The sequence below is a fragment of the Photobacterium sp. CCB-ST2H9 genome (genome assembly GCF_023151555.2).
GTDB lineage: Bacteria > Pseudomonadota > Gammaproteobacteria > Enterobacterales > Vibrionaceae > Photobacterium.
Window position 1 is genome coordinate 2596334 of record NZ_CP100425.1, and the last position, 21453, is coordinate 2617786.

Genomic DNA, 21453 nt, shown 5'->3' on the forward strand with positions numbered 1-21453 from the left:
TTGTTCCGGGAACGTCTTACGAAAACAAGTATAGACAAGCCAGCGCCTGTAGGAATGATGAAAAGCATGACTTCAAATACTGCGAGAGAGCCTGAAATTTCTAAAAGAATTGAACAGAAGTAATAATTTACTAACCGGACATCTTTTCTCCTCTTCCTAGACTTGCGAAATCTTGGTAGTCTTTCGACGTTTTGACAGCTTTCGGAATTGAGCATGTTTGCAGATTTTTTCTTTGTATTTTTTTCCTCGTTCGCTGCACTTTTTTTACTCCGGAAGGTCGCAAAACGTGTGGGTTTGGTTGATCAGCCCAACGCAAGAAAGCTTCATGACGGAGCCGTGCCCCTTGTCGGCGGCTTGGCTATCTGTATCACGCTGGCTCAGTTCCTGTATTATTCTCCCAGCATCCTCGATGATGCCGGACTGTATACCCTCTGTATTGTCATCCTGACTGTCGTTGGCGCTTTAGATGACAAATTTGATGTCAGCTTCAAGATCCGGTTATTAATCCAAGCAACCCTTTCGGTCTGTATGATGTACTTCGCCGGACTGGAACTACACACCCTGGGAAATATGGTAGGATTCGGTAAAATTGATTTGGGCATGTTCGGGTATTTGGTCACCGTACTGGCGGTCATAGGTGCAATCAATGCCTTCAATATGGTGGACGGTATCGATGGACTGCTAGGCGGATTATCTATCGTGACTTTCGGCGGACTCGGCATCATGCTGTTCCACGACGGGCAGCTTTCACTGGCCTATCTCTGTGCCATTATTATCATCACCATCATCCCTTATATCCTGCTGAATCTGGGCGCATTTGGACGAAGACGCAAAGTCTTTATGGGAGATGCCGGTAGTATGCTCATTGGCTTTACCGTAATCTGGTTTTTGTTGCTTGCCAGTCAGAATGGCAGCCGCCCGCCTCTGCGGCCTGTGACCGCGCTCTGGCTGATTGCCGTCCCCCTGATGGACATGGCAGCCATCATGATCCGTCGTATTAAGCGCGGAGACTCTCCTTTCAAACCTGACCGGGAGCATCTGCATCATATCTTCCAGCGCCTGGGATTGAATTCCACTCAAACACTGATTGCTATCTGTACTATTGCAACTTTACTGAGCGGCGTGGGTATCTATGGTGAAATCGCTAATGTACCAGAGTATGTGATGTTCTGGCTTTTTGTTGTCGGCTTTGTCATCTACTTCATTCTGTTATCGAAAGCAGAAAAAAGAAACACAGCTGTGAATGCTTAATCTACCGTGCAACCACATTCACTAATTCCTGTGAGAGCTAGTTGAAGGGCGTTAAAAACACCGTCTTTCACACAAACTGATCTTAAACCGCATAATAATAACTAAGTCTCAGTTTAATTCAATCTATCTGCAATTACTGACGCCATAGTATGGATTAGCATACAAACAATCTTTCAATGGCAGGAATCATGACGACTAACGATCACATCCTTCGCTTTAAAGACTACTGGAAACAAATTTTCGCGTTTGTTCTGGAAATTGGATTTTTATTGCTATGGGAAGTGATTTACCAGCTTGCTCAGCTGGATAAATTTGATAAAGAAGCGAAACAGCTTCGCAGAGAAGACAGATCAGATAGCCTGCAGTAAGAAAGAAAAAACCCAGACCGAGGCCTGGGTTAATGCTATGAGCATTTATAAGATCACATCCGACTGCTCTCTCGAATGTTCTGACTTTATTGCTCAGAAGGAACTTGTTCCGCAACTTTCGGCTGTGCTCGTCCTGTCAGGCGATGAATCCAAGTCGTAATACGCCAGATATGACTTATGACTGCAAAGTACACACCAAACATTAACAAGAAACCAATCAGCATGACCGTTTCGTTAATTTGCGCCAAATCAGACCATATCCCGATCATCGCCATCGTCGCTGCCAAACTGCAAATCACAATCAAAGTCATCAAAGGTGATAACCCAATCCGCTGGCAGATATGATGCAAGTGTTCCCGGTCTGGTTTGAAGGGTGACTGGCCTTTACGAATCCGGCGGATCATAATCGTCGCCATATCCATCAACGGCAGCGCAATTAACCAAAGTGCAGTCACAGGTCGCATCGCACTTTGTTCACCAGCTTGTGTCGCTTCCAGTAATAACCAAATTACCGTGAATCCAATAAAGATACTGCCAGCATCCCCCATGAACACCTTAAAACGACGCCCTAGCGGAAAACCCAGATTCAACATGATATAGGGAACCATTGCCGTCACAATCAGGGCACAAATGGTAAACAGTTCAGTATTTCCGGACACATAAAACACATAGCCAAGTGCCGCAAAGCTGACTGATGCCAGACCACCAAGCAAGCCATCGATACCATCCACCATGTTAAATGCGTTGATCGCACCAACAACTGCCAAGATAGTTAATATCGAACTTAGTACGACTGGCAAATCGAGAGGGAAATTGCCAAGCATATAACCTAAATCATGCAGACTTTTCTCACCTATGAAAATCATCACCAGAGATACACCAGCCTGTACCAATAGTCGAAGTTTAAAGCTGATGTCGTATCGATCATCAATAACACCTATCACGACCAACACAGAAGCACACACCAGATACAACCAAGGGTTTTGTGGAAATAAATCAAACAAGCAAAAAGCGATTGCAAGCGTTATAAATATAGACACACCACCGACCAACGGAACAACACCTTGATGGTGTTTTCGTTCATTGGGTGCATCTACAAGTCCGATGCGTTTTGCAATTTTCCTGCAGATAAACAGGCTGCAAAAGGAGATTAAGAAGGCAAATAGGAATGCTGAGGTCATGTTGGGACTCTTTATAATCAAATAGCCCCAGCATAGTAATGGGGGCATATATCTATTTAGGAAACGGCACGCATTGATAGCACTAATTCATTTAAGTAAGTTTTAAATTTTTCACCAAGAGATTCATGGCGAAGCCCGTACTCAATATAAGCTTTCATATAACCCAACTTATCGCCACAGTCATGCGATTTTCCAGTTATATGAAAAGCTTCAACAACTTCCTCAGCCATAAGCATTTCAATTGCATCAGTCAGTTGAATTTCATCACCAGAACCTGGTGGAGTTTTCGCAAGTTTGTCCCAAATTTTGGCTGAAAGGACATATCGGCCAACAACAGCTAAATTTGATGGAGCCTGCTCTACGCTTGGTTTCTCAACCATTGCATACATTTTATGTACCTGCCCAGCAGACAGTGCAGCACCATTACAATCCACAACACCATATTTTGACACATCTCGCAATGGAACCGGCTCAACCATAATCTGACTAGCAGCTGTTTCCTCAAAGCGTTTTAACATTGCGGCTAAATTTGCCCGGCTTTGATATGCAGTGTACTCATCCAAAATAACATCCGGCAGTACAACAGCAAATGGCTCGTTACCCACTAATGACTGAGCACACAGTACAGCGTGTCCAAGGCCAAATGCGTTACCTTGGCGAACATGCATGATGGTAACATCTTCCGGGCAAATCGACTGAACCTCTTCCAGAAGCTGACGCTTTACACGTTTTTGCAATGCTGCTTCCAATTCAAATGAAGTATCAAAGTGGTTTTCAATCGCATTTTTTGACGAGTGCGTTACCAATACAATTTCTTTAATCCCTGAAGCGACACACTCATTCACAATGTACTGAATTAAAGGCTTGTCCACTAAAGGTAACATTTCCTTAGGGATTGCTTTACTCGCAGGTAACATGCGTGTGCCTAACCCAGCCACGGGAATGACTGCTTTCTTGATTTTTGTCATTTTAATTCTTATAAGTCAGAACCGAATAAATCTCGTGTATAAACTTTATCTTTTATATCCATAAGTTCATTAACCATACGATTCGAAACAACGACATCAGATTCAGACTTGAATGCGTCGAAATCAGTATATATGGCCGAATTAAAGAACTCTTTCTCGGTGAACATAGGTTCATAAATAATAACTTCTATACCCTTTGCTTTCAATCGCTTCACAGTACCTTGAATACTGGAAGTACTGAAATTATTTGAACCAGATTTCATAATCAAACGATAAACACCTACAACTTTAGGCTTCCTCTTCAAAATATTCTCAGCAATGAAATTTTTTCGCATTGTATTTGCATCAACAATCGCCTTAATTAAATCATTCGGAACTTCCTGGTAATTGGCAAGTAATTGTTTAGTATCTTAGGGTAAACAGTAACCACCATAGCCAAAGGAAGGATTGTTATACTGAGACCCAATTCTCGGGTCAAGTCCTACACCTTTAATAATTTGCCGACTATCAAGATTATGGATTCAGCATAAGAGTCTAATTCATTAAAATACGAAACTCGCATTGCAAGATAAGTGTTTGAGAATAACTTAACAGCTTCTGCTTCAGTTGAATCTATAAGAAAAACAGGAACATCTTTCTTCGCAGCACCCTGCAAAAGCAAATCTGCAAAGTCTTTTGCTTGCTCGCTTTTCTCTCCAACAATGATTCGAGAAGGGTGAAAATTATCATAAAGGGCTTTCCCCTCTCGTAAAAAATCAGGGGAAAACATCAGGTTTTCACATCCTAACTCTTCCTTGAGCCGTTTTGTGTAACCCACAGGAATCGTTGATTTGATGACCATCACAGCATTTGGGTTGATTGTCATCATGTCCTTTATCACGGATTCAACATAAGCAGTATTAAAATAATTCGTTTTAGCATCATAGTCAGTAGGAGACGCGATAATTACGAAGTCAGCATCTTGATAAGCAAAATTTTTATCTATTGAGGTAGTAAAATTAATATCACGTTTTTGTAAAAAAACTGAAATTTCCATATCAACAACTGGTGATATTCGATTATTAAGGAGGTTGACTTTTTCTTCAACTATATCAATAGCTACAACTTGATTATATTGTGCCAAAAGCATAGCATTTACAGGCCAACATAGCCTGTGCCTGCAATTGTAATTTTCAATTTTTACCTGTAGTTAAATTAAAAGCTGATTAACAATATGTAAATACTTACTAATAACAATTTTTTCATCAAACTCATTTTCAACTTTTTTTCTACTCTCAGCCCCCATCTGAAGACGTTCTTGATAAGACATTTTTATTATTTTTTCTAATGCTGTAGCTAAAGATTCTGAAGATTTAGGGACACAGAGGAAACCATTAACATTATCATTAACGGTTTCTCTACAGCCTACATTATCTGTTGTTACAATTGGCTTTCCCATTGCAGCAGACTCAAGCAATGACTTAGGAACACCCTCACGATAATATGAAGGTAAAACCATACAGTCAACATCAGCGATTTCTTTTTCAACAGAATCAGAAACCCCAAGATAATCTACAACCCCTTCAGCGGACCATTCATTCATTTGATTTTGTGAGACAGCAGAAGGATTATCAACATCAAGAAATCCAAGTAAGCGAAAGTCTAAATTACTATACTTTTCTTTAAGAATTCTGGCTGCTTCAACATATTGACTTATTCCTTTCTCATATAACATTCTTGCAATAAGCAGGAACTTAACTCTCCCATCATTTGGAGCTTCCTTTATTTGAAATCGGTTTAAATCAACACCAGACCCAGGCAGACGGTCAGTTATTACTTTCTCTGCAACCTTCATCTCAGAAAATATTCTCCTATCATCCTCATTTTGAAAAAAGATCAAGTCAGCATATTTCTGACTAAACTTATACAAAAGCTTAGCTATTTTCGAAGAGATTGTATTCTTAGTAAATATAGTACCAAGCCCAGCAATATTATTGACAACCTTAGCATTGTTCACCTTTGCAGCAAGCGTACTATATATATTATTTTTCGGTGTAAAGTTAAGAACCAAATCGACTTTTAATCTATTATAAATGACAATAAAATATATTAACGTCATAAAATCCAATATTGGATTGGTTCCACCTTGGTCTATTCTTATATGATGATATTTACACCCTAAACTTTCCAGTTTTTGGGTGTAACTGTCTCGTGGAGCTACAGCAATAACTTCATAACCATCTCGAATCAATGATAAAATAGTATTTTTTCTAAAGTTATATAAATACCAACTTGTGTTAGCGCTAATTACAACAACCTTCATTTAAATCCTATTTCTTGTAAAATAACTTATACCAATCAACAAAAGATTTGACACCTTCTTTCAGACCAACTTTCGGTTTGTAACCAATGTCATCAAATAACTGTGTAGTATCAGCATAAGTTTGATATACATCACCTGGTTGCATTTCACGAAAATTTCTAATCGATTTCATCCCTAATTCATCTTCAATTGCACTTATAAAATCCATTAAATTAACAGGACTACCATATCCTAAATTGTAAATACGATAGGGAGCAGAGCTAGTCGAAGGGGTTCCATCTTCAACTGTCCAATTTGAATTCTTCGTGGGTATCACGCCTGAAACCCGAATAACACCTTCAACTATATCATCTACATGTGTAAAATCTCGCCACATATCGCCATTATTATTAATATCAATAACTTCACCAGATAATATTTTCTTTGTGAAAATGAATGGTGCCATATCCGGACGCCCCCAAGGGCCATACACAGTAAAGAATCTCAAACCCGTAGTAGGAATTCCATATAAGTGTGAATAAGAGTGCGACATCAACTCATTAGATTTTTTTGTTGCAGCATAAAGTGAAACAGGATGGTCAACAGAATCCGCAGTTGAGAAGGGTACTTTCGAATTTAATCCATAAACTGAGCTAGAAGAAGCATAGATTAAATGCTCTATATTATTAAATCGACATGCTTCCAAAATGTTAAGGTGACCAATTAAATTAGACTGAGCATAGGATTCCGGATTTTGGATAGAATAACGTACACCAGCTTGAGCTGCTAAATGGATAACACGGTCAAAATTTTCATTTTTGAACAAACTATCAATAAAACCTTTATCCGATATATCAGCTTTATAGAAAGAAAAGTTTTTAAACCCTTTAATTAATTCTAGCCTTGCTTTTTTTAAATCAACATCATAGTAATCATTAATATTATCGATACCAACAACTTGATATCCTTGTCTAGCAAGCTCTAAAGACACTCTAGAACCGATAAAACCTGCAGCACCTGTTACTAAATATTTCATAATCCCCACATTAAACTTTTAAAATCGAATCCCAAAATTCATTTCTAACTTTATCTAGATTATTTTTTACATATCTTTCGGAGATACGTAGACTATATTCAGACATGGCTTCATATTCATTTTCTTCGGTCAAAATATATAAAATCAAGTCAGAAAGTCTTATGTAGTCCTTTTTAGGGTGTATAAATTTTTGATTCACCAACTCAGGTATACCTCCAGCATTACTTCCTATTATAGGTAATCCACAATTCATTGCTTCAATAATAGCTCTAGGTAGTCCTTCCTGCAATGAAGGCTGAATGTAAATATCCTGCCGGGCAAGCCATTCTTGTACATCTTTACCAGGGTTTCTGATACCGCAAAAATTCACATAATCAGAAAAACTTTCACATTGTTTCTTCCAAATAGAAATATCGCCAGGACCAAGAAGGTTAAGGTTAATTTTGCACCCCTTCTCCAATAAAATCCCAACTGCCTTTATCGCATCGCCGATACCTTTATGTGGAGAATCTAAAGATCCTATTAACCCAATATTAATTACCTTATTTCTATCTAACACGCGTTTCACTCGATAGTTACTTTCGGTATCAATAACCACATCAGAAACACCAACTTTTATTCCATTAGATGGATATCTTCTTTGCAAAAAGCTTGAAGTTACATAGCTAACCGAATTTGCGTGTGTTGTCGCCATTCTATTTCTTACGTAATAAAATGGAGCATATAACTTGGACCTAATACCGCCATAATTCCATAAGGCATCCCATGGGCACGCTACAAACTCAATGGTATATTTTATTTTTAATTTCCTAGCAGCTTTAATAGCTAATAAACCTATTTCACTTGGCAGCCTAGCAATTAAAAAATCATGTCCTTTTATCTTTTCACACATGAGTTCCAAATTATTACAGTTCAATAATTCCTTTGGAGTAGACAGATTCTTAAATGGAATAAAATCAATGTAATCAATATCATTAATAGCTTCCATTGATTTCAATGTACTACTATCATTTTCAACATCATACCGAGAAATAACAGAAACAGAATCAAAATAACTCAAATACAAATCAAATGATTCTTTTTTTATTTTCCCTTTAGAGTAAGCAAACCCATTTCTATCTAGCAAGAATCGGTGATCATGTGCAAATATAGCTTTCATTATATATCTCTAATAATTTTACCAGGTACACCCGCAATCAAAACGTTCGGAGGATATTTCTTATTAACGATTGTGGCAGCAGCAACCACGCTTCTTTCGGAAACTTTTGAGCCAGCGAGAATACGACATCCACATCCTATCCAAACATCACTTTCTATTGTTATAGGTTTCAATGTCAGCCTGTTATATTTAATTGGCTGATTTAAATCATCCCAAGAATGTTCAAATGATATAAAAGATGAATTATGTGCAATAGAAACATTATCACCAATATTAATACCACTCAATGCATCAATATATGTGAAATCATGAATGCTCACGTTACTGCCAACATTTAAACTCTCTGCATTTTTAATAACAACAAACCGGCCAATATAAACGTTATCTCCAATTGATTTGCAAATAGACTTTAATATTGCATATCTGAGCCCTATACCAATAGTTGTAGGTACAGTCGAGAAAAAATCAAATAGAAAACACCTAAAAGTTAAAGGAAAAAAAGATAAAAACCTTGATAAGGCATTAATGAGAGATTTAAATAATTTAAACTTACCAGCCCCTCGCACAGAAGACCTCATATATTAAGAGAGCGTAACTTATATTTTTTAGAAAAAAACATAAAGAACACAATGGTTATAAGGAAAGATATATAAGCGGCAAACCATCCATTTATAAAATATGTAATGAAGTAATACCATATCAGATAGTCTACACCGCTACCTTTAAATCGACTTGAAATGAAAACACTTAAAAAAAGGCAAAAAAAAGCGTAAAAAATTGTTAATATTAAATTAGATGGACTCAATGCTAAATATGGTAGCATTGTAGATGTAAATGCAGTATTCCTTCCTGTTTCCCCCAGCCAAAGTAATGATAGTATATTTGCTATCGGAAGCCCTTCCGCATCAAAAGTTCTATATATTGAGCTTTGTATCACCCCTTGCATGTATGCAGGCTGAATTTCATAATAATTTAGATTATCAAAATTTGCCATCACATAGTAAAGAGATGACAATGATTGAAATCTGAAAATTATCTTATCTATAAAAACTCTTATAAAATCAATATAGTTATTCCAATCTAAAACTAATTCGTTGCCAGTTCGAATAGCCTCTCTGACAGCAAATAACCATGGAGATAAGGCCGCAAGAAGTACGGAGAAAATTATTATGACAAATATATACTTAAACTTTTTTCTGGAAATTAAATAGATTAAAAAAGTTAAACAAATAAAGGCTAAACCACCTAACCATCCCCTAGATAAGGTTGACACAACATAAATCAACAAGTTACTATAAAAAAACTTTTTTTTGTTCGAATATAGCAAAGTCACACTTAAATAGATTAAACACAAATAATCTGGATTTATGATAAGAAAAATGTATTTAACTGGATTGCTAGTCGTACCAATGACCCCTGCAACATTAACCCCATAATATTGGTTATATATATAATAGAACAACTGGAAAATAAGAACATATAGACCGGTATTTGCTCTGATATAATTAACCTTCAATACATTTTCTTTATAAAAAACTCTAAGTGCAAAATAAAAAACCAAATCAAATAAAACATATAGCCCAATCAATAAGCAGAAACAAAGAATATATATAGACCCATTCTCTATTCTATAGCCACTAAAATCCCCACCAAGACTTCCAAAACTTAGACCATCATATAAAGCATAGCTACTACAAAAAAACAGAAGAAATAAGTAAACCCCTCTGAATTTGTAAAAGACATCACTCATACCTATCTCAATCTTTTCAAGTTAATCTTCTTTATCATACCTAAGAGGTCAGGGAAATCACGAAGCATAAAATATGCCACCTGTTTTTTTGAAATACCTCTGTATATCAAATAACTTTCTTCTATATATTGCTTAAATAATTCTTTCTGTCCAGATGATAAAGCTAAACACGCCGAGTGATAAAATAATCGACTTAATGAGAAATTTAATGCGTTTATATCAACATCAATGAATTTTGCTAGTAGTTTCAAACAATGCAAATCCTGTGTCAAATTTTTTTGAATCCTTTCAATTGAATAATTTAACGATTCATTACTCCAGGATGTCACCGAAAAAAATCGATAAACTGTGGAAATTATGGGTAAATATACTGCACCTTCTGATTTAGAGCAGATTGTTTGTAGATAAAAATCACCTACCGAAGCTTCATGGAAAAACCCTGGTATATCATCAAAGATAATACGCCTTATCATTAATGATGGGGTAGGCATAAAGCCTCCACCACCACAGAAAACTTTTTCTTTAGAAAAAAATTTCATTTCATTAGAATGATTACATAATATTTTTGTTTTATTATTAGGATATAAACCTATTGCTGCAGTAAAACAAATATTTATATTTCCGTTATCTTCCAATACTTTAAATTGTTTATGTAATTTATACCTATCTATCCAAAAATCATCACCTTCACATAATGCAATATAATTTCCGCTTGAATAAGACACAGCTAACGGTGTTATTTTTTTTCCTAAAGAATACTGATTTTCTTTTTGAAAGACTAACTTAATAATTGATGGAAATCGGGCTTTGTATTTTTCTAAAATATCTCGAGTTTTATCAGTAGATACATCATCATGTACGACAATTTCAAATCGATGCTCTGATATTTGAGATAACATTCCTATTAATGCATCTTCTATATATTTTTCATGATTGAACGTTATACAGACACAACTAATATAAACTTTATCTTTAAATTTCCAATTAGATGATATTTCATGTTCACTAGCTGGAGCTTTCAGTTTTTTAAACATAATGTTTTATAATCTTTTTATAGATAGCTCTTTACATACATAAACATTTTCTTCAAAAGATAAATATTTTGAATCTAAATCACTCTCGTTAAGCCAAGATCTAAGCAACTCAGGATAATTAAACCCTACCGCATGACTAATTGGATAATGACCTGATATCCTGCAATTCATTTCTGTAACATACACAACATCGTTAACAACAAAAGCATCAACTGATAATATCCCTTTATGTTTGATTTTTTCTGACAAAACTTTTGATACGCTCAAAAACTCAGTATTAGCAACAGTCAAACCAAGATCCGTTTCTCCAGCTCTCATTCTAACTTTCTGTTTTGCTAAACAAGTAACAAATTTATTCGAAAGGTCATTTATCACATCCAAACCAAATTCATTTCCTTTCAAATACTGTTGGATTATGATTGGCTTATCTCTTGTCAATGTTGATTCAAACTTTAAATAGGAGTTAAATATATCCTTATATGACTTATTATATAGCACTCTTAATTCTTCTTCGTTGTCAGCTATATAAATCCCCATTGAGGCCATTCCCCAGCGAGGCTTTAGAATCACAGGATATTCTATTTCTCCAATTTCAATAGCATTTATGACACTATCTAATGAAATGTATGTTTTTGGTGTGTTAACTTTAACTTCCATTAAAAACTGATATGTCAACCATTTGTCATTACATATTTCAATGGATTTTTCAGGTGCTAAAATTAACTGAATACCGTTTTCAGAGAATCTTTCCTCGTTTTTTGCTAAAATATACAAATCGATGTCAAAAAGGGAAATAATGATTGAAATATCTTTTTCTTTGCAGAAATTGATAATAACATCTATATAATTATCTTCGTAAATCAAAGGAGTAATCAGATAGCCATCTGCTAACTTCATTGTATATGTGAGTTCACTATTTGCTGTATATACTTTTCTTTCTTCAACAAAGGTCTCTTTAAAGTAATCAACAATATACCCCCTACGACCTACTGATGTTAACAATATATTCACTTGTTTTTCTCCACTTGAAGTTTTTCAATTACTGATTCGATATCAGATTCTGAAATAAACTTAAAATTTTCTTTTATGATTTGATAAGGAAAATCCCACCACTTTAAATCTAACAACTTGTCAATAACATCTTTTGTGAATCTATATTTGATGATTTTCGCAGGACATCCAGCAACTATAGCATATGGTGGGACATCTTTAGTTACGACTGAGTTTGCTCCTATTACAGCTCCATCACCGATAGAAACACCTCTACAGACTGTAGAGTTAGCACCAATCCAAACGTCATTCCCAACTACAAGTTTTTTGGAGAATCTATCATATGATATAGTTTCGTCGTTCAAGTCATAGGAGGTATTGTATAAAAAATCATGCGTAGTAATTTTTGTATAATCATGTTCACCCGCGCCAATTGTGACTCCCCACGATATTGAGCAAAATTTACCTATTTCTGAATGCATTAATACAGTGAATTGTCCCGTATAAGAATAACAACCAATTCTAGAGTTTAAAATGAAATTGTTTCTATCAACTCGAACGTAGTCTGTAAGTGATGACTCGTAAATTCTGCTAAAATCTCCAATAATACAATTTAAACCTAATTGACTATTTTTGAGAATTGAGCCTGGGTAATTTTGGCAATTTTCCCCTTGTGTTGAGTTTATTACTTTCGGCATTCTTGAATAATCCTAACAATCTCTTTAACTTGATTATGTGTAATCTCATGATGTATTGGCAAACATATAACAGATTTAGATATTTTTTCAGAATGGACAAACTTACCTTTGTTATAATCTTTGTAAGCTGAAAAATCAGTAATTAAAGGGAAAAAATATCTTCGAGCTAGAACATTATTTTCTTTTAACTCTTCAAATAATCTATCTCGACTGACACCAAATGTTGACTCATCTATCAATATAGGGAAATATGAATAATTAAAATCTATATGAGATTCCACTTCAAAAGCAGTAATTCCAGAAATATTTTTCAACCTTTCATAATAGTGTTCTGCAACTTTTTCCCTTTTTTTTATCGCATCACTAATGTATTTTAAACTTGCTAGACCAAAGGCAGCTTGGACTTCATTTAGTTTGCTATTCATCCCACATGTTGAAATTTCAGCCTCTGACTCAAACCCAAAGTTTTTAAGGTGATCCAGTTTTTCTTTCATTTCTAAGCTATCACAAACAATAGCACCACCTTCAATCGTAGAGTAAGTTTTAGTAGCATGAAAACTAAGTATTGATAAGTCACCCATATTTAAAATTGATTGGCCATTTTTCCTGACGCCAAACGCATGCGCTGCATCATAAATTACTTTTAAGTTATGCTTATCTGCTATAGCTTGAATAGCGTCATGATCACACGGATTACCATAAACATGAACTGGTAAAATAGCACAGGTGTTAGCTGTAATAGCTTCTTCTATTTTATTTGTATCAATATTGAAAGTATTAGGATCAATGTCAATGAAGACAGGCTTCAAATTATTCCATTTTATGGCATGACTTGTTGCAACAAAACTATATGGTGTGGTTATAACTTCACCCTTTAGCTCCAAAGCTTGTAACGCAGTTATTAAAGCCAATGTTCCATTCGAAAACAAACTAATGTATGGAACATCAAGGTATTTACATAGTTCATATTCCAACTGCTGATGATAATACCCACTATTGGTTAACCATTTCCTCGACCAGATATCCTCCAGGTATGGTGTTAACTCTTCTAATGGAGGTAAAAGCGGGGAAGTCACTGTTATTTTTTTCATCGTGTTTGATATTCTTTTTTAGTTAATATTGCTGAGTAAATGTACCTATAAAGGTCTGGCTGGAAAAATCTAATGCTTGATATATAGATTAAAGTTGAAAATATAACTGTTGTTATAACAACACCCCATCCGTCTTCAAATATAAGACCTCCGAACAACTTAGCTATTATGCAACTTACTAAGCTTATCAACCATATAGGAACCAATATCTTCAGCTGATTTCTTATTCCTAAGCCACTAACTCTTCCATTATAATAAGTATTAATAAAAAGACCCAAATGAGACTGAAGCGCAATCCCGATACAAACAGCAGTTATGCCATACTGAATACTAATAATTAGAGTGACGGTTATAATTATTTTTTTAATAACCTCCAACTTTAAATAAATATCAGATCGGCCTTTTACTTGAAGATAATTTAAGTTGATAGCATGAATTGGATATAGAACAAAGCCAAAACATAAAATAGATACAAATGTTGCTGCTGGTATCCACTCCTGTCCTAATAATAGGGGCAACATTGGAGTAGACACAGAAGATAAACCAAACAATAAAGGAAAAATCACAGTTGCGGCTAAGCGAATAGTTAATAAATAAGCTGATTCAAGGCGTTGTTTATCATTTTGAATTCCGCTAAGCATGGGATATGTTACACGTTGAATTACCATAGTTATAGTTGACGCTGGCGTTTTAACCAATTGATTTGCCTGAGTAAACTGACCAACGCTGTAAGCTGAAAATTGTCTACCAATGACAATTTGATAAATGTTTTGATAAAAGCTATCAATTAATCCTGCAGCCAGTAACTTTGAACCAAAACCGAACAAATCTTTAAATGATGACTTAGAAAATTTACATCCAGGCCACCAAGGGTTAAACACATTAAGAAACAATACATTAGCAAATGCATATATTAAGTTCTGTGCAACTAAAGCCCAGACCCCCATATCCATGTATGCCATTGATAAAGATGTTAAACTACTAAGACTAACCGCAAGTAAAGATGCTTTCGCCTGTGTTTTAAAATCCATTTTGATCGAAAGCTTTGCACGTTGAACTATAGCAAATGAATTTATAACAACGACACTACCTAACATTATAGATAGCATTTCTAACTCAGGTTGACGATAAAAATTAGCTATAACAGGTGATACAGTAATCAAGACTGCATAAGATACAATTGAAATAGCAATATTAAAATAAAAGGCAGTTGCAAAATCTTTTTCACTTACATCTTGCTTGCGAATTAAAGCAGAACTCATTCCGCTATCAACGAACACTTGGCTGATCGATATGAAAACTGCCAACATCCCAACTAAACCAAACGCTTCAGGCCCAAGAGTACTAGCTAGTATTAACATTACAATTAGTTGTACTATTTGTGTTGCTAACCTTTCAATTGCACTCCATTTTAAGCTTGTGACAGTTTTTCTCTTAATTTTCGACATCTATTTTATACTTTTAATAGCTTTGATAAATATTGTCCATAGCCATTTTTTTGCATAATTTCAGCGATTTTTTCAACTTGTTTTCTACTTAACCAACCTTGATAAAATGCAATTTCTTCAAGACAAGCAATTTTAAACCCCTGGCGTTTTTCTATAGTTTCAACAAACTGAGCTGCTTCCAACAAACTTTCATGGGTCCCTGTATCAAGCCAAGCATATCCACGCCCAAGCATTTCAACATTTAATTTACCTTGCTTTAAGTACATCTCATTTAATGTTGTAATTTCAAGCTCACCTCGTTCGGATGGTTTTACCTTTTTCGCCAATTGAATTACATCATTATCATAAAAATAAAGCCCAGTAACTGCATAGTGACTTTTAGGTTTATTCGGTTTTTCTTCAATTGAAATTGCTTTCTTTTCTTCATTGAACTCAACAACTCCAAATCTTTCAGGGTCTTTTACTTGATACCCAAATACTGTAGCTCCACTACCTTTCTCAGCATTATGGACTGCATTCTTTAATTTCGGCGTAAAACTCTGTCCCCAAAAAATATTATCTCCGAGAACCAGGCAAACAGAGTCATCACCTATAAAATTTTCCCCGATAATAAATGCTTGAGCCAAGCCATCTGGAGATGGCTGGCTAGCATATTCCAAATGAATACCAAACTGATTGCCATCTCCTAAAAGCCGTTTAAAACTATCTTGATCTTCAGGTGTTGTAATAATCAATACATCTCGAATCCCAGCTAACATTAGTACTGACAGTGGGTAATAAATCATCGGCTTATCATAAACAGGTAGCAGTTGCTTCGATACGCCACGAGTGATTGGATACAGACGGGTACCTGAGCCGCCAGCCAGAACAATTCCTTTCATTATACGGTCACTCCCAGACGTTCCATGCAGTACGAACCATCCAATATACGATGCCACCAAATTTTATTATTCAAATACCACTCAACGGTTTTCCGTAAACCCGTCTCGAAAGTTTCTTTTGGCCTCCAGCCCAACTCACGTTCTATTTTGCTCGCATCAATAGCATAACGCACATCATGTCCAGGACGGTCAGCCACATAGGTGATTAGCGATTCATAAGACACAACACCGGCTGGTTTTTCAGGGACAAGTTCTTCTAATAAAGTACACAGTGTTTTCACTACTTCAATATTTGCTTTCTCATTGTGGCCGCCAATATTGTAGGTTTCTCCGACTTTCCCTTGAGTCACCACTGTGTACAATGCACGCGCATGATCTTCGACAAATAGCCAGTCGCGAACCTGCATTCCATCACCATAAATTGGTAAAGTCTTACCATCTAAAGCATTCAAAATCATTAGTGGAATTAGCTTTTCAGGGAAGTGATACGGTCCGTAATTATTTGAGCAATTGGTGATAATGCTCGGCAAACCATAAGTGCGCAACCAGGCACGAACCAAGTGATCACTAGAAGCTTTAGATGCGGAATAAGGGCTGCTTGGCTTATAAGATGTCGTTTCAGTGAATAGAGCCGTTGTATCTTCTAAATCACCGTAAACCTCATCTGTCGAGATATGATGGAAACGGAATGCCGTTTTACGACTATTATCTTCCAATTTATTCCAATAAGTACGAGCAACTTCAAGTAAGTTATAGGTGCCAATAATATTTGTTTCAATGAATGCTGCAGGACCGTCTATCGAGCGATCCACGTGACTTTCTGCCGCAAGGTGCATCACGGCATCCGGTTGATGTTCTTCAAACACACTTTCTAGAGCAGTTTTATCACAAATATCGACTTGCTCAAAACAATAACGCTCGCTATCTGAAACGTCCTTTAAAGATTCCAGATTACCAGCATAAGTCAATTTATCCAGATTGATAACACTGTCTGTAGTATTTTGAATAATATGACGAACAACGGCTGACCCAATAAAACCGGAACCACCTGTTACAAGTATTTTCACACTTTTACCTTAATTGCTTTCTGATAAGAAGAACTCAATAAAATTTATTACTTGGATTCATAGGTGTAATTATAATAACCACCACTATAATGCGAACTAGCTGTTCTCAGAACAGCATTCAGAATGAAACCTTTTACTTCAATCCCATTTTGCTCAAAGCGTTGTTTAGTCACTTCAATTTCTTTCACAGCGTTCTGACCAAACCTGCCAACTAATAAAGTTGTCCCTGCATGTGCACCAACAATGGCCGGATCTGTAACAGCCAAGATTGGCGGTGTATCCACCACTACCATGTCATACTTTTCAGATGCCCACTCAAGTAACTTTTTAAATCGAGGGTGCATAAGAAGTTCAGATGGATTCGGTGGTACTTCTCCGCGGCCAATAAAGGATAAATCCTCTACACCAGGCTGTTTAATAATATCTTCAAGACTTGCAGTACCTGCCAAATAATTCGAAAGACCAGGCGTATGGGACACAGACATATTTTTTTCCAACCGGCCTTTGCGCATATCCGCATCAATTAACAGTACGTGCTGGCCAGCCTTGGCAATCACAGCCGCCATATTCGAAGATACAAAAGATTTACCAATACCTGGACTAGGGCCAGAAATCATCAGCACATTATTTTTTGCTTCCATCATTGCGAAATGCAGGCTGGTGCGTAAACTACGCAATGCTTCAATGGACAGATCAGCAGGATTTGCGACTGCCAGTAAGCTTTCTTCAACACTCAAATTGTGCCTAGTTTTCTGCTTCTTCTCCATATCCGCTTGCCAATCCGACATTGGGATACTGGCATAAACTGGCAAACCAATAGCTTCAATCTCATCTGGATTTTCAACACCTCGATGGAAAGCTGCACGGACTAAAACCATAGCTACAGCTAACATACCGCCAAAGAGTATTGTCAGTATTAAGATCAATGCTTTCTTTGGTTTAATCGGTTTTGTGTATGATTGCGCTCCATCTAAAATGCGCACATTACCGACCGTGCTAGCTTTCAGGATATTCAATTCCTGTACTTTATTCAGTAATTGCACGTATATTTGTTGATTTACTTCAACATCTCGTGTAAGGCGTAGCACTTCTCGTTGTGTTTTTGGCAACTTTTGAACTTGCTGATTGAATCGCTCTCGCTCTTTAAGCAACGTTTTACGCTTATCCATCAGAGCAATATAAGCCGGGTGCTCTTTAGTAAAACGCTGTGAAATCTCGCTTTCTTTAAAGGTCAACTCGTTCAGTTGTGACTCCAGTTTCACCATCACATCCAAAGTCGATTTGGCTTCTAACCCTAAATCAATGGATTCATTGGCCTGACGGAACTGATTTAACTCGTCTTCAGCTTTATTCAACTGCAATTTGACATCGGGCAAGTGACCGCGAAGAAACTCCAAACTTTTTTCAGCTTCTGCAGAGTTCCTAGCAACATTCTGCAAAAAGTAATTTTGACTGATATCATTCAAAATCGCAGTATTTTGCCCTTTATCCGGACCAGTAAATGACAAGTGGAGAATGCCGGTTTGTTTACCGCGTTCAGTTACATTGAAATTTTTCTGGATCCATTGAATACTATCGAGACGGGAACGCTTTTGTATCAGAAACTCAGTGCCAGACTTTTCGGCATTCAATTCTGCCACATAAATTTTATAGTCCTTAGAAAGAGACAACTCACCGACTTTGCCTGAAAGTATCTTTTCCCCGTTATGGTCGAAAAGTATATATGTGTTATTTTCAGCATCATCGACTACTAATGAAAAGTTAGGTTTTGCTAAATCTTGTGGAATTTCAAACCTGCTAATTATAATATTGTTTTGATTATTCGACAGCCGATTAAGACCATTACCAATAATCGGAACTGTCACAGGTCCTGCAAGTGTTGTAAGATTTAATTTATCAACAGTTTTCCCCAGTATCATTCTCGATCGTAAAATTTCAATTTCGGTATTCGATGAAGACTCACTGGAAAATATTTCTCCCATATCACCTAAAGCAGATAAACCGTTATTTTTTTCTTCTACCTGTAGTAATGCATCCGCTTTATAAATAGGTGTTGCTAGCATCGCATAGGCCACACCAACAACAGCAAAGGTAAAGGTGATGGCGATAATGGTCCAGCGACTATCTAATAAAATACCAAACAGCTTTCCTAGATCAATCTCATCGGAGTCGGATTGTTTCACCGACACTTGTTGCGAAACAGTCATCGTATACTTCTACTCTAGCTACTATTCTTGTCTGATTCTGTCACTTAATTGAGTCCTACTCAGTGACAGGCTACAGGTCGAGTGCTCATTATCTGTATTTACAATTTCTTCACCCAGGCAAGAGCGGCCTTATAAATCAGCTGATATGCATGTTCATAAGCTTCCCGACTCATGCGAAATGGATCCGGAATATCCTGCTGGCCGATCCATTGTCCGAACAACATTGTTTTCCCCCGCGCCTCGGGCGCGATAGATACCAAAGCATCTACATGCCCTTTTTCCATCACTAGGATCAGATCGAACTCACGACATAAGTCTGCGGTCAATTGTTTTGCCTGATGACCATCAAGTGACACGCCGTTTTCGGCTGCAATTTCGATCGCCATTCGATCAGCAGGTTTTCCATTCAATCCACTCTTTTCAGTACTGAGTCCAGCTGAACAAATATTTTTGTTTGGGAACAACTGTTTTAGTAGCGCCTCTCCGGATGGAGAACGGCAAATATTACCAACACAGACAACAAGAATATTATTAAACATGCTTTACCAATTCCTTACTCGTAGTACACCTTCAGTCAACTGGTTAAATCCGGTGATGGTCGGCAGTAACTGACGAATAACACGGTTCCAGCGCGAAATCGGTGCTGCGGTAACATACACCACATCATAGGGTTCCAGTTCAAACTCGGTTCCTAGTACTAATGCCGCAGCATCCTGAATATTCAACTGATAGATATCCGCCATGACATTGTTCGTTTGCACTGAGTCTAGTGTAGTTTTTCGCACGTTCCGGATCACGAATACACCAGTCGCATCTGCTTCAAGCTCGTTAATTCCACCGACACTGCTTAACGCTTCCGTCAGCGTCATACCTGAACGGTCGATCTTCAGCAACTGGGGAGTATTGACTTCCCCCAAGACGAAGACTTTTTGCGCATCATTCCGTGGGACATGGATAATATCTCCAGGACGCAATAAACGGTTTTGTGACAGATCACCTCGTTGCATCAGTGCATACAGTGAAATGGGTTGTTCACCACCCTGCCGGGTGAGTGTTACATTACGCCAGTCAGCATCTTTTGCCAGGCCACCTGCTCTATTAATCGCATCCAACAAAGTTAATGGCACATTTGTAATGGGTTGTTGCCCCGGAGTATTTACTTCACCAGTGACATAGGCTTTCTGAGAACGGAAGGCCGCGACATTGACATCTACCTGCGGGCTTTCAATAAAAGCCGCCAGACGGTGGGAAATTTCGTCCCGTACCTGAGTCACTGTTTTGCCACCGACTTGAACTGTACCAATATATGGGTAAAAAATAGCGCCGTCAGCATGTACCCAGTTACCCGATTCACTCGAGCTACGGTATGACCCGGCAGGAATAGTTAGTTCAGGATGATCCCATATCGTAATATTCAGGATATCACCAGGACCAATATAATATTCATAGCCACTAAGTTCCGCATCAAGCACGGGGTTCATTCTGGCAAAAATTTCTGGCCGTTTTGACTGACGGATAACAGAAGGTGTTAATGGGTATACATTAACATGTTCAGCCACTCGAAACGCTTCATTGTCTTGTTTATTGTCAGATAATGACAGATGGGAACCAGGAACTACTGTACAGCCTGTAAGTAACAAAGAAAACACAGCAGAAAAAAGGAGCTTCTTAGAGAAATCCATATCCAATCAACATTGATGAGTAAGAAAAATTGAATTTTGATCTAAAAACAAAGTCTTAATTGTATATTTAGATTGCCAAAAATGCAGAGAGTTGCGCACTATGAATACTGTTGTATCAGCAATATAATCGCATGTTCTTTAATATAGCTTACCAACTTAAAAACAATACGCTTAGAGCTTGTGATGGCAAATCAGGAATCATGAGCAACAAAGCCTTTAAAGTTAGGCATTGGAGCTGAAAATTCGTATTTCAGGCATGCTACCGCCCTTAGGTTACAGCTCCTAATTGCCTCCATCACATCCATGTTTTATGTGCAGGTTACAGTTTCAAAGTGACAAGCGAATACAAACTATCATATTT

The 21453-nt window shown here is 37.0% G+C and carries 19 protein-coding genes and 1 pseudogene; 2 read left to right on the forward strand and 18 right to left on the reverse strand.

The window, feature by feature from the left end:
• The first annotated feature begins 213 nt into the window (after positions 1–213).
• Both wecA (L4174_RS12035) and L4174_RS12040 read left to right on the forward strand, forming a co-directional pair.
• A complete protein-coding gene (gene wecA / locus L4174_RS12035) occupies positions 214–1251 on the forward strand; it encodes a UDP-N-acetylglucosamine--undecaprenyl-phosphate N-acetylglucosaminephosphotransferase (RefSeq protein WP_248141125.1) in 1038 nt (345 codons plus the stop codon).
• Positions 1252–1439: 188 nt separating this feature from the next.
• On the forward strand, positions 1440–1619 hold the full coding sequence (locus L4174_RS12040) for a hypothetical protein (protein ID WP_248141126.1): 180 nt from the start codon (positions 1440–1442) through the stop codon (positions 1617–1619).
• 86 nt (positions 1620–1705) lie between these two features.
• Here L4174_RS12040 and wecA (L4174_RS12045) read toward each other — a convergent pair whose 3' ends face one another.
• From wecA (L4174_RS12045) to L4174_RS12130, 18 genes and pseudogenes are all read right to left on the reverse strand, one after another.
• Positions 1706–2800, reverse strand: a complete 1095-nt coding sequence (gene wecA / locus L4174_RS12045; RefSeq protein WP_248141127.1) for a UDP-N-acetylglucosamine--undecaprenyl-phosphate N-acetylglucosaminephosphotransferase — start codon at positions 2798–2800, stop codon at positions 1706–1708.
• Positions 2801–2856: 56 nt separating this feature from the next.
• Entirely contained in the window at positions 2857–3768 is a 912-nt protein-coding gene (gene galU, locus L4174_RS12050; RefSeq protein ID WP_248141128.1) for a UTP--glucose-1-phosphate uridylyltransferase GalU, read from the reverse strand.
• A gap of 8 nt (positions 3769–3776) precedes the next feature.
• Positions 3777–4944 (reverse strand): annotated as a pseudogene (locus L4174_RS12055) (nucleotide sugar dehydrogenase).
• Positions 4945–4957: 13 nt separating this feature from the next.
• A complete protein-coding gene (locus L4174_RS12060; RefSeq protein ID WP_248141129.1) occupies positions 4958–6070 on the reverse strand; it encodes a glycosyltransferase family 4 protein in 1113 nt (370 codons plus the stop codon).
• 7 nt (positions 6071–6077) lie between these two features.
• Positions 6078–7085, reverse strand: a complete 1008-nt coding sequence (locus L4174_RS12065) for an NAD-dependent epimerase (RefSeq protein WP_248141130.1) — start codon at positions 7083–7085, stop codon at positions 6078–6080.
• Positions 7086–7095: 10 nt separating this feature from the next.
• The gene (locus tag L4174_RS12070; RefSeq protein ID WP_248141131.1) at positions 7096–8244 is read right to left on the reverse strand and encodes a glycosyltransferase family 4 protein; all 1149 of its coding nucleotides are present in this window, start codon (positions 8242–8244) and stop codon (positions 7096–7098) included.
• Entirely contained in the window at positions 8244–8810 is a 567-nt protein-coding gene (locus L4174_RS12075; RefSeq protein ID WP_248141132.1) for an acyltransferase, read from the reverse strand. The genes L4174_RS12070 and L4174_RS12075 overlap by 1 nt, the downstream gene beginning before the upstream one ends.
• Positions 8811–8818: 8 nt before the next feature.
• Positions 8819–9994 carry an oligosaccharide repeat unit polymerase gene (wzy, locus tag L4174_RS12080; protein WP_248141133.1) on the reverse strand — a complete coding sequence of 392 codons (1176 nt, stop codon included), beginning with the start codon at positions 9992–9994 and terminating at the stop codon, positions 8819–8821.
• A 2-nt stretch (positions 9995–9996) separates the two neighbouring features.
• On the reverse strand, positions 9997–11028 hold the full coding sequence (locus L4174_RS12085; protein WP_248141134.1) for a glycosyltransferase family 2 protein: 1032 nt from the start codon (positions 11026–11028) through the stop codon (positions 9997–9999).
• Positions 11029–11034: 6 nt separating this feature from the next.
• Positions 11035–12039, reverse strand: coding sequence for an ATP-grasp domain-containing protein (locus L4174_RS12090; protein ID WP_248141135.1), 1005 nt, complete (start codon positions 12037–12039; stop codon positions 11035–11037).
• Positions 12036–12716: a CatB-related O-acetyltransferase gene (locus L4174_RS12095; RefSeq protein ID WP_248141136.1), complete on the reverse strand. Its 681-nt coding sequence runs from the start codon at positions 12714–12716 to the stop codon at positions 12036–12038. The genes L4174_RS12090 and L4174_RS12095 overlap by 4 nt, the downstream gene beginning before the upstream one ends.
• A complete protein-coding gene (locus L4174_RS12100; RefSeq protein ID WP_248141137.1) occupies positions 12704–13807 on the reverse strand; it encodes a DegT/DnrJ/EryC1/StrS aminotransferase family protein in 1104 nt (367 codons plus the stop codon). The genes L4174_RS12095 and L4174_RS12100 overlap by 13 nt, the downstream gene beginning before the upstream one ends.
• Positions 13804–15255: a lipopolysaccharide biosynthesis protein gene (locus L4174_RS12105; protein ID WP_248141138.1), complete on the reverse strand. Its 1452-nt coding sequence runs from the start codon at positions 15253–15255 to the stop codon at positions 13804–13806. The genes L4174_RS12100 and L4174_RS12105 overlap by 4 nt, the downstream gene beginning before the upstream one ends.
• A gap of 5 nt (positions 15256–15260) precedes the next feature.
• Positions 15261–16136, reverse strand: coding sequence for a glucose-1-phosphate thymidylyltransferase RfbA (gene rfbA, locus L4174_RS12110; protein WP_248141139.1), 876 nt, complete (start codon positions 16134–16136; stop codon positions 15261–15263).
• On the reverse strand, positions 16136–17203 hold the full coding sequence (gene rfbB / locus L4174_RS12115; RefSeq protein WP_248141140.1) for a dTDP-glucose 4,6-dehydratase: 1068 nt from the start codon (positions 17201–17203) through the stop codon (positions 16136–16138). The genes rfbA and rfbB overlap by 1 nt, the downstream gene beginning before the upstream one ends.
• A 47-nt stretch (positions 17204–17250) precedes the next feature.
• Complete coding sequence (locus L4174_RS12120; protein ID WP_248141141.1) at positions 17251–19410, reverse strand: polysaccharide biosynthesis tyrosine autokinase; 2160 nt, start codon at positions 19408–19410, stop codon at positions 17251–17253.
• A gap of 98 nt (positions 19411–19508) precedes the next feature.
• A complete protein-coding gene (locus L4174_RS12125) occupies positions 19509–19949 on the reverse strand; it encodes a low molecular weight phosphotyrosine protein phosphatase (RefSeq protein ID WP_248141142.1) in 441 nt (146 codons plus the stop codon).
• A 3-nt stretch (positions 19950–19952) separates the two neighbouring features.
• Entirely contained in the window at positions 19953–21092 is a 1140-nt protein-coding gene (locus tag L4174_RS12130) for a polysaccharide export protein (protein ID WP_248141143.1), read from the reverse strand.
• Positions 21093–21453 lie beyond the last annotated feature (361 nt).

What these genes read in the sequence shown, in the direction of transcription:
- wecA (WP_248141125.1), top strand. Translation starts at nt 214, where the DNA reads ATGTTTGCAGATTTTTTCTTTGTATTTTTTTCCTCGTTCGCTGCACTT.
- L4174_RS12040 (WP_248141126.1), top strand. Translation starts at nt 1,440, where the DNA reads ATGACGACTAACGATCACATCCTTCGCTTTAAAGACTACTGGAAACAA.
- wecA (WP_248141127.1), bottom strand. Translation starts at nt 2,800, where the DNA reads ATGACCTCAGCATTCCTATTTGCCTTCTTAATCTCCTTTTGCAGCCTG.
- galU (WP_248141128.1), bottom strand. Translation starts at nt 3,768, where the DNA reads ATGACAAAAATCAAGAAAGCAGTCATTCCCGTGGCTGGGTTAGGCACA.
- L4174_RS12060 (WP_248141129.1), bottom strand. Translation starts at nt 6,070, where the DNA reads ATGAAGGTTGTTGTAATTAGCGCTAACACAAGTTGGTATTTATATAAC.
- L4174_RS12065 (WP_248141130.1), bottom strand. Translation starts at nt 7,085, where the DNA reads ATGAAATATTTAGTAACAGGTGCTGCAGGTTTTATCGGTTCTAGAGTG.
- L4174_RS12070 (WP_248141131.1), bottom strand. Translation starts at nt 8,244, where the DNA reads ATGAAAGCTATATTTGCACATGATCACCGATTCTTGCTAGATAGAAAT.
- wzy (WP_248141133.1), bottom strand. Translation starts at nt 9,994, where the DNA reads ATGAGTGATGTCTTTTACAAATTCAGAGGGGTTTACTTATTTCTTCTG.
- L4174_RS12085 (WP_248141134.1), bottom strand. Translation starts at nt 11,028, where the DNA reads ATGTTTAAAAAACTGAAAGCTCCAGCTAGTGAACATGAAATATCATCT.
- L4174_RS12095 (WP_248141136.1), bottom strand. Translation starts at nt 12,716, where the DNA reads ATGCCGAAAGTAATAAACTCAACACAAGGGGAAAATTGCCAAAATTAC.
- L4174_RS12100 (WP_248141137.1), bottom strand. Translation starts at nt 13,807, where the DNA reads ATGAAAAAAATAACAGTGACTTCCCCGCTTTTACCTCCATTAGAAGAG.
- L4174_RS12105 (WP_248141138.1), bottom strand. Translation starts at nt 15,255, where the DNA reads ATGTCGAAAATTAAGAGAAAAACTGTCACAAGCTTAAAATGGAGTGCA.
- rfbA (WP_248141139.1), bottom strand. Translation starts at nt 16,136, where the DNA reads ATGAAAGGAATTGTTCTGGCTGGCGGCTCAGGTACCCGTCTGTATCCA.
- L4174_RS12120 (WP_248141141.1), bottom strand. Translation starts at nt 19,410, where the DNA reads ATGACTGTTTCGCAACAAGTGTCGGTGAAACAATCCGACTCCGATGAG.
- L4174_RS12125 (WP_248141142.1), bottom strand. Translation starts at nt 19,949, where the DNA reads ATGTTTAATAATATTCTTGTTGTCTGTGTTGGTAATATTTGCCGTTCT.
- L4174_RS12130 (WP_248141143.1), bottom strand. Translation starts at nt 21,092, where the DNA reads ATGGATTTCTCTAAGAAGCTCCTTTTTTCTGCTGTGTTTTCTTTGTTA.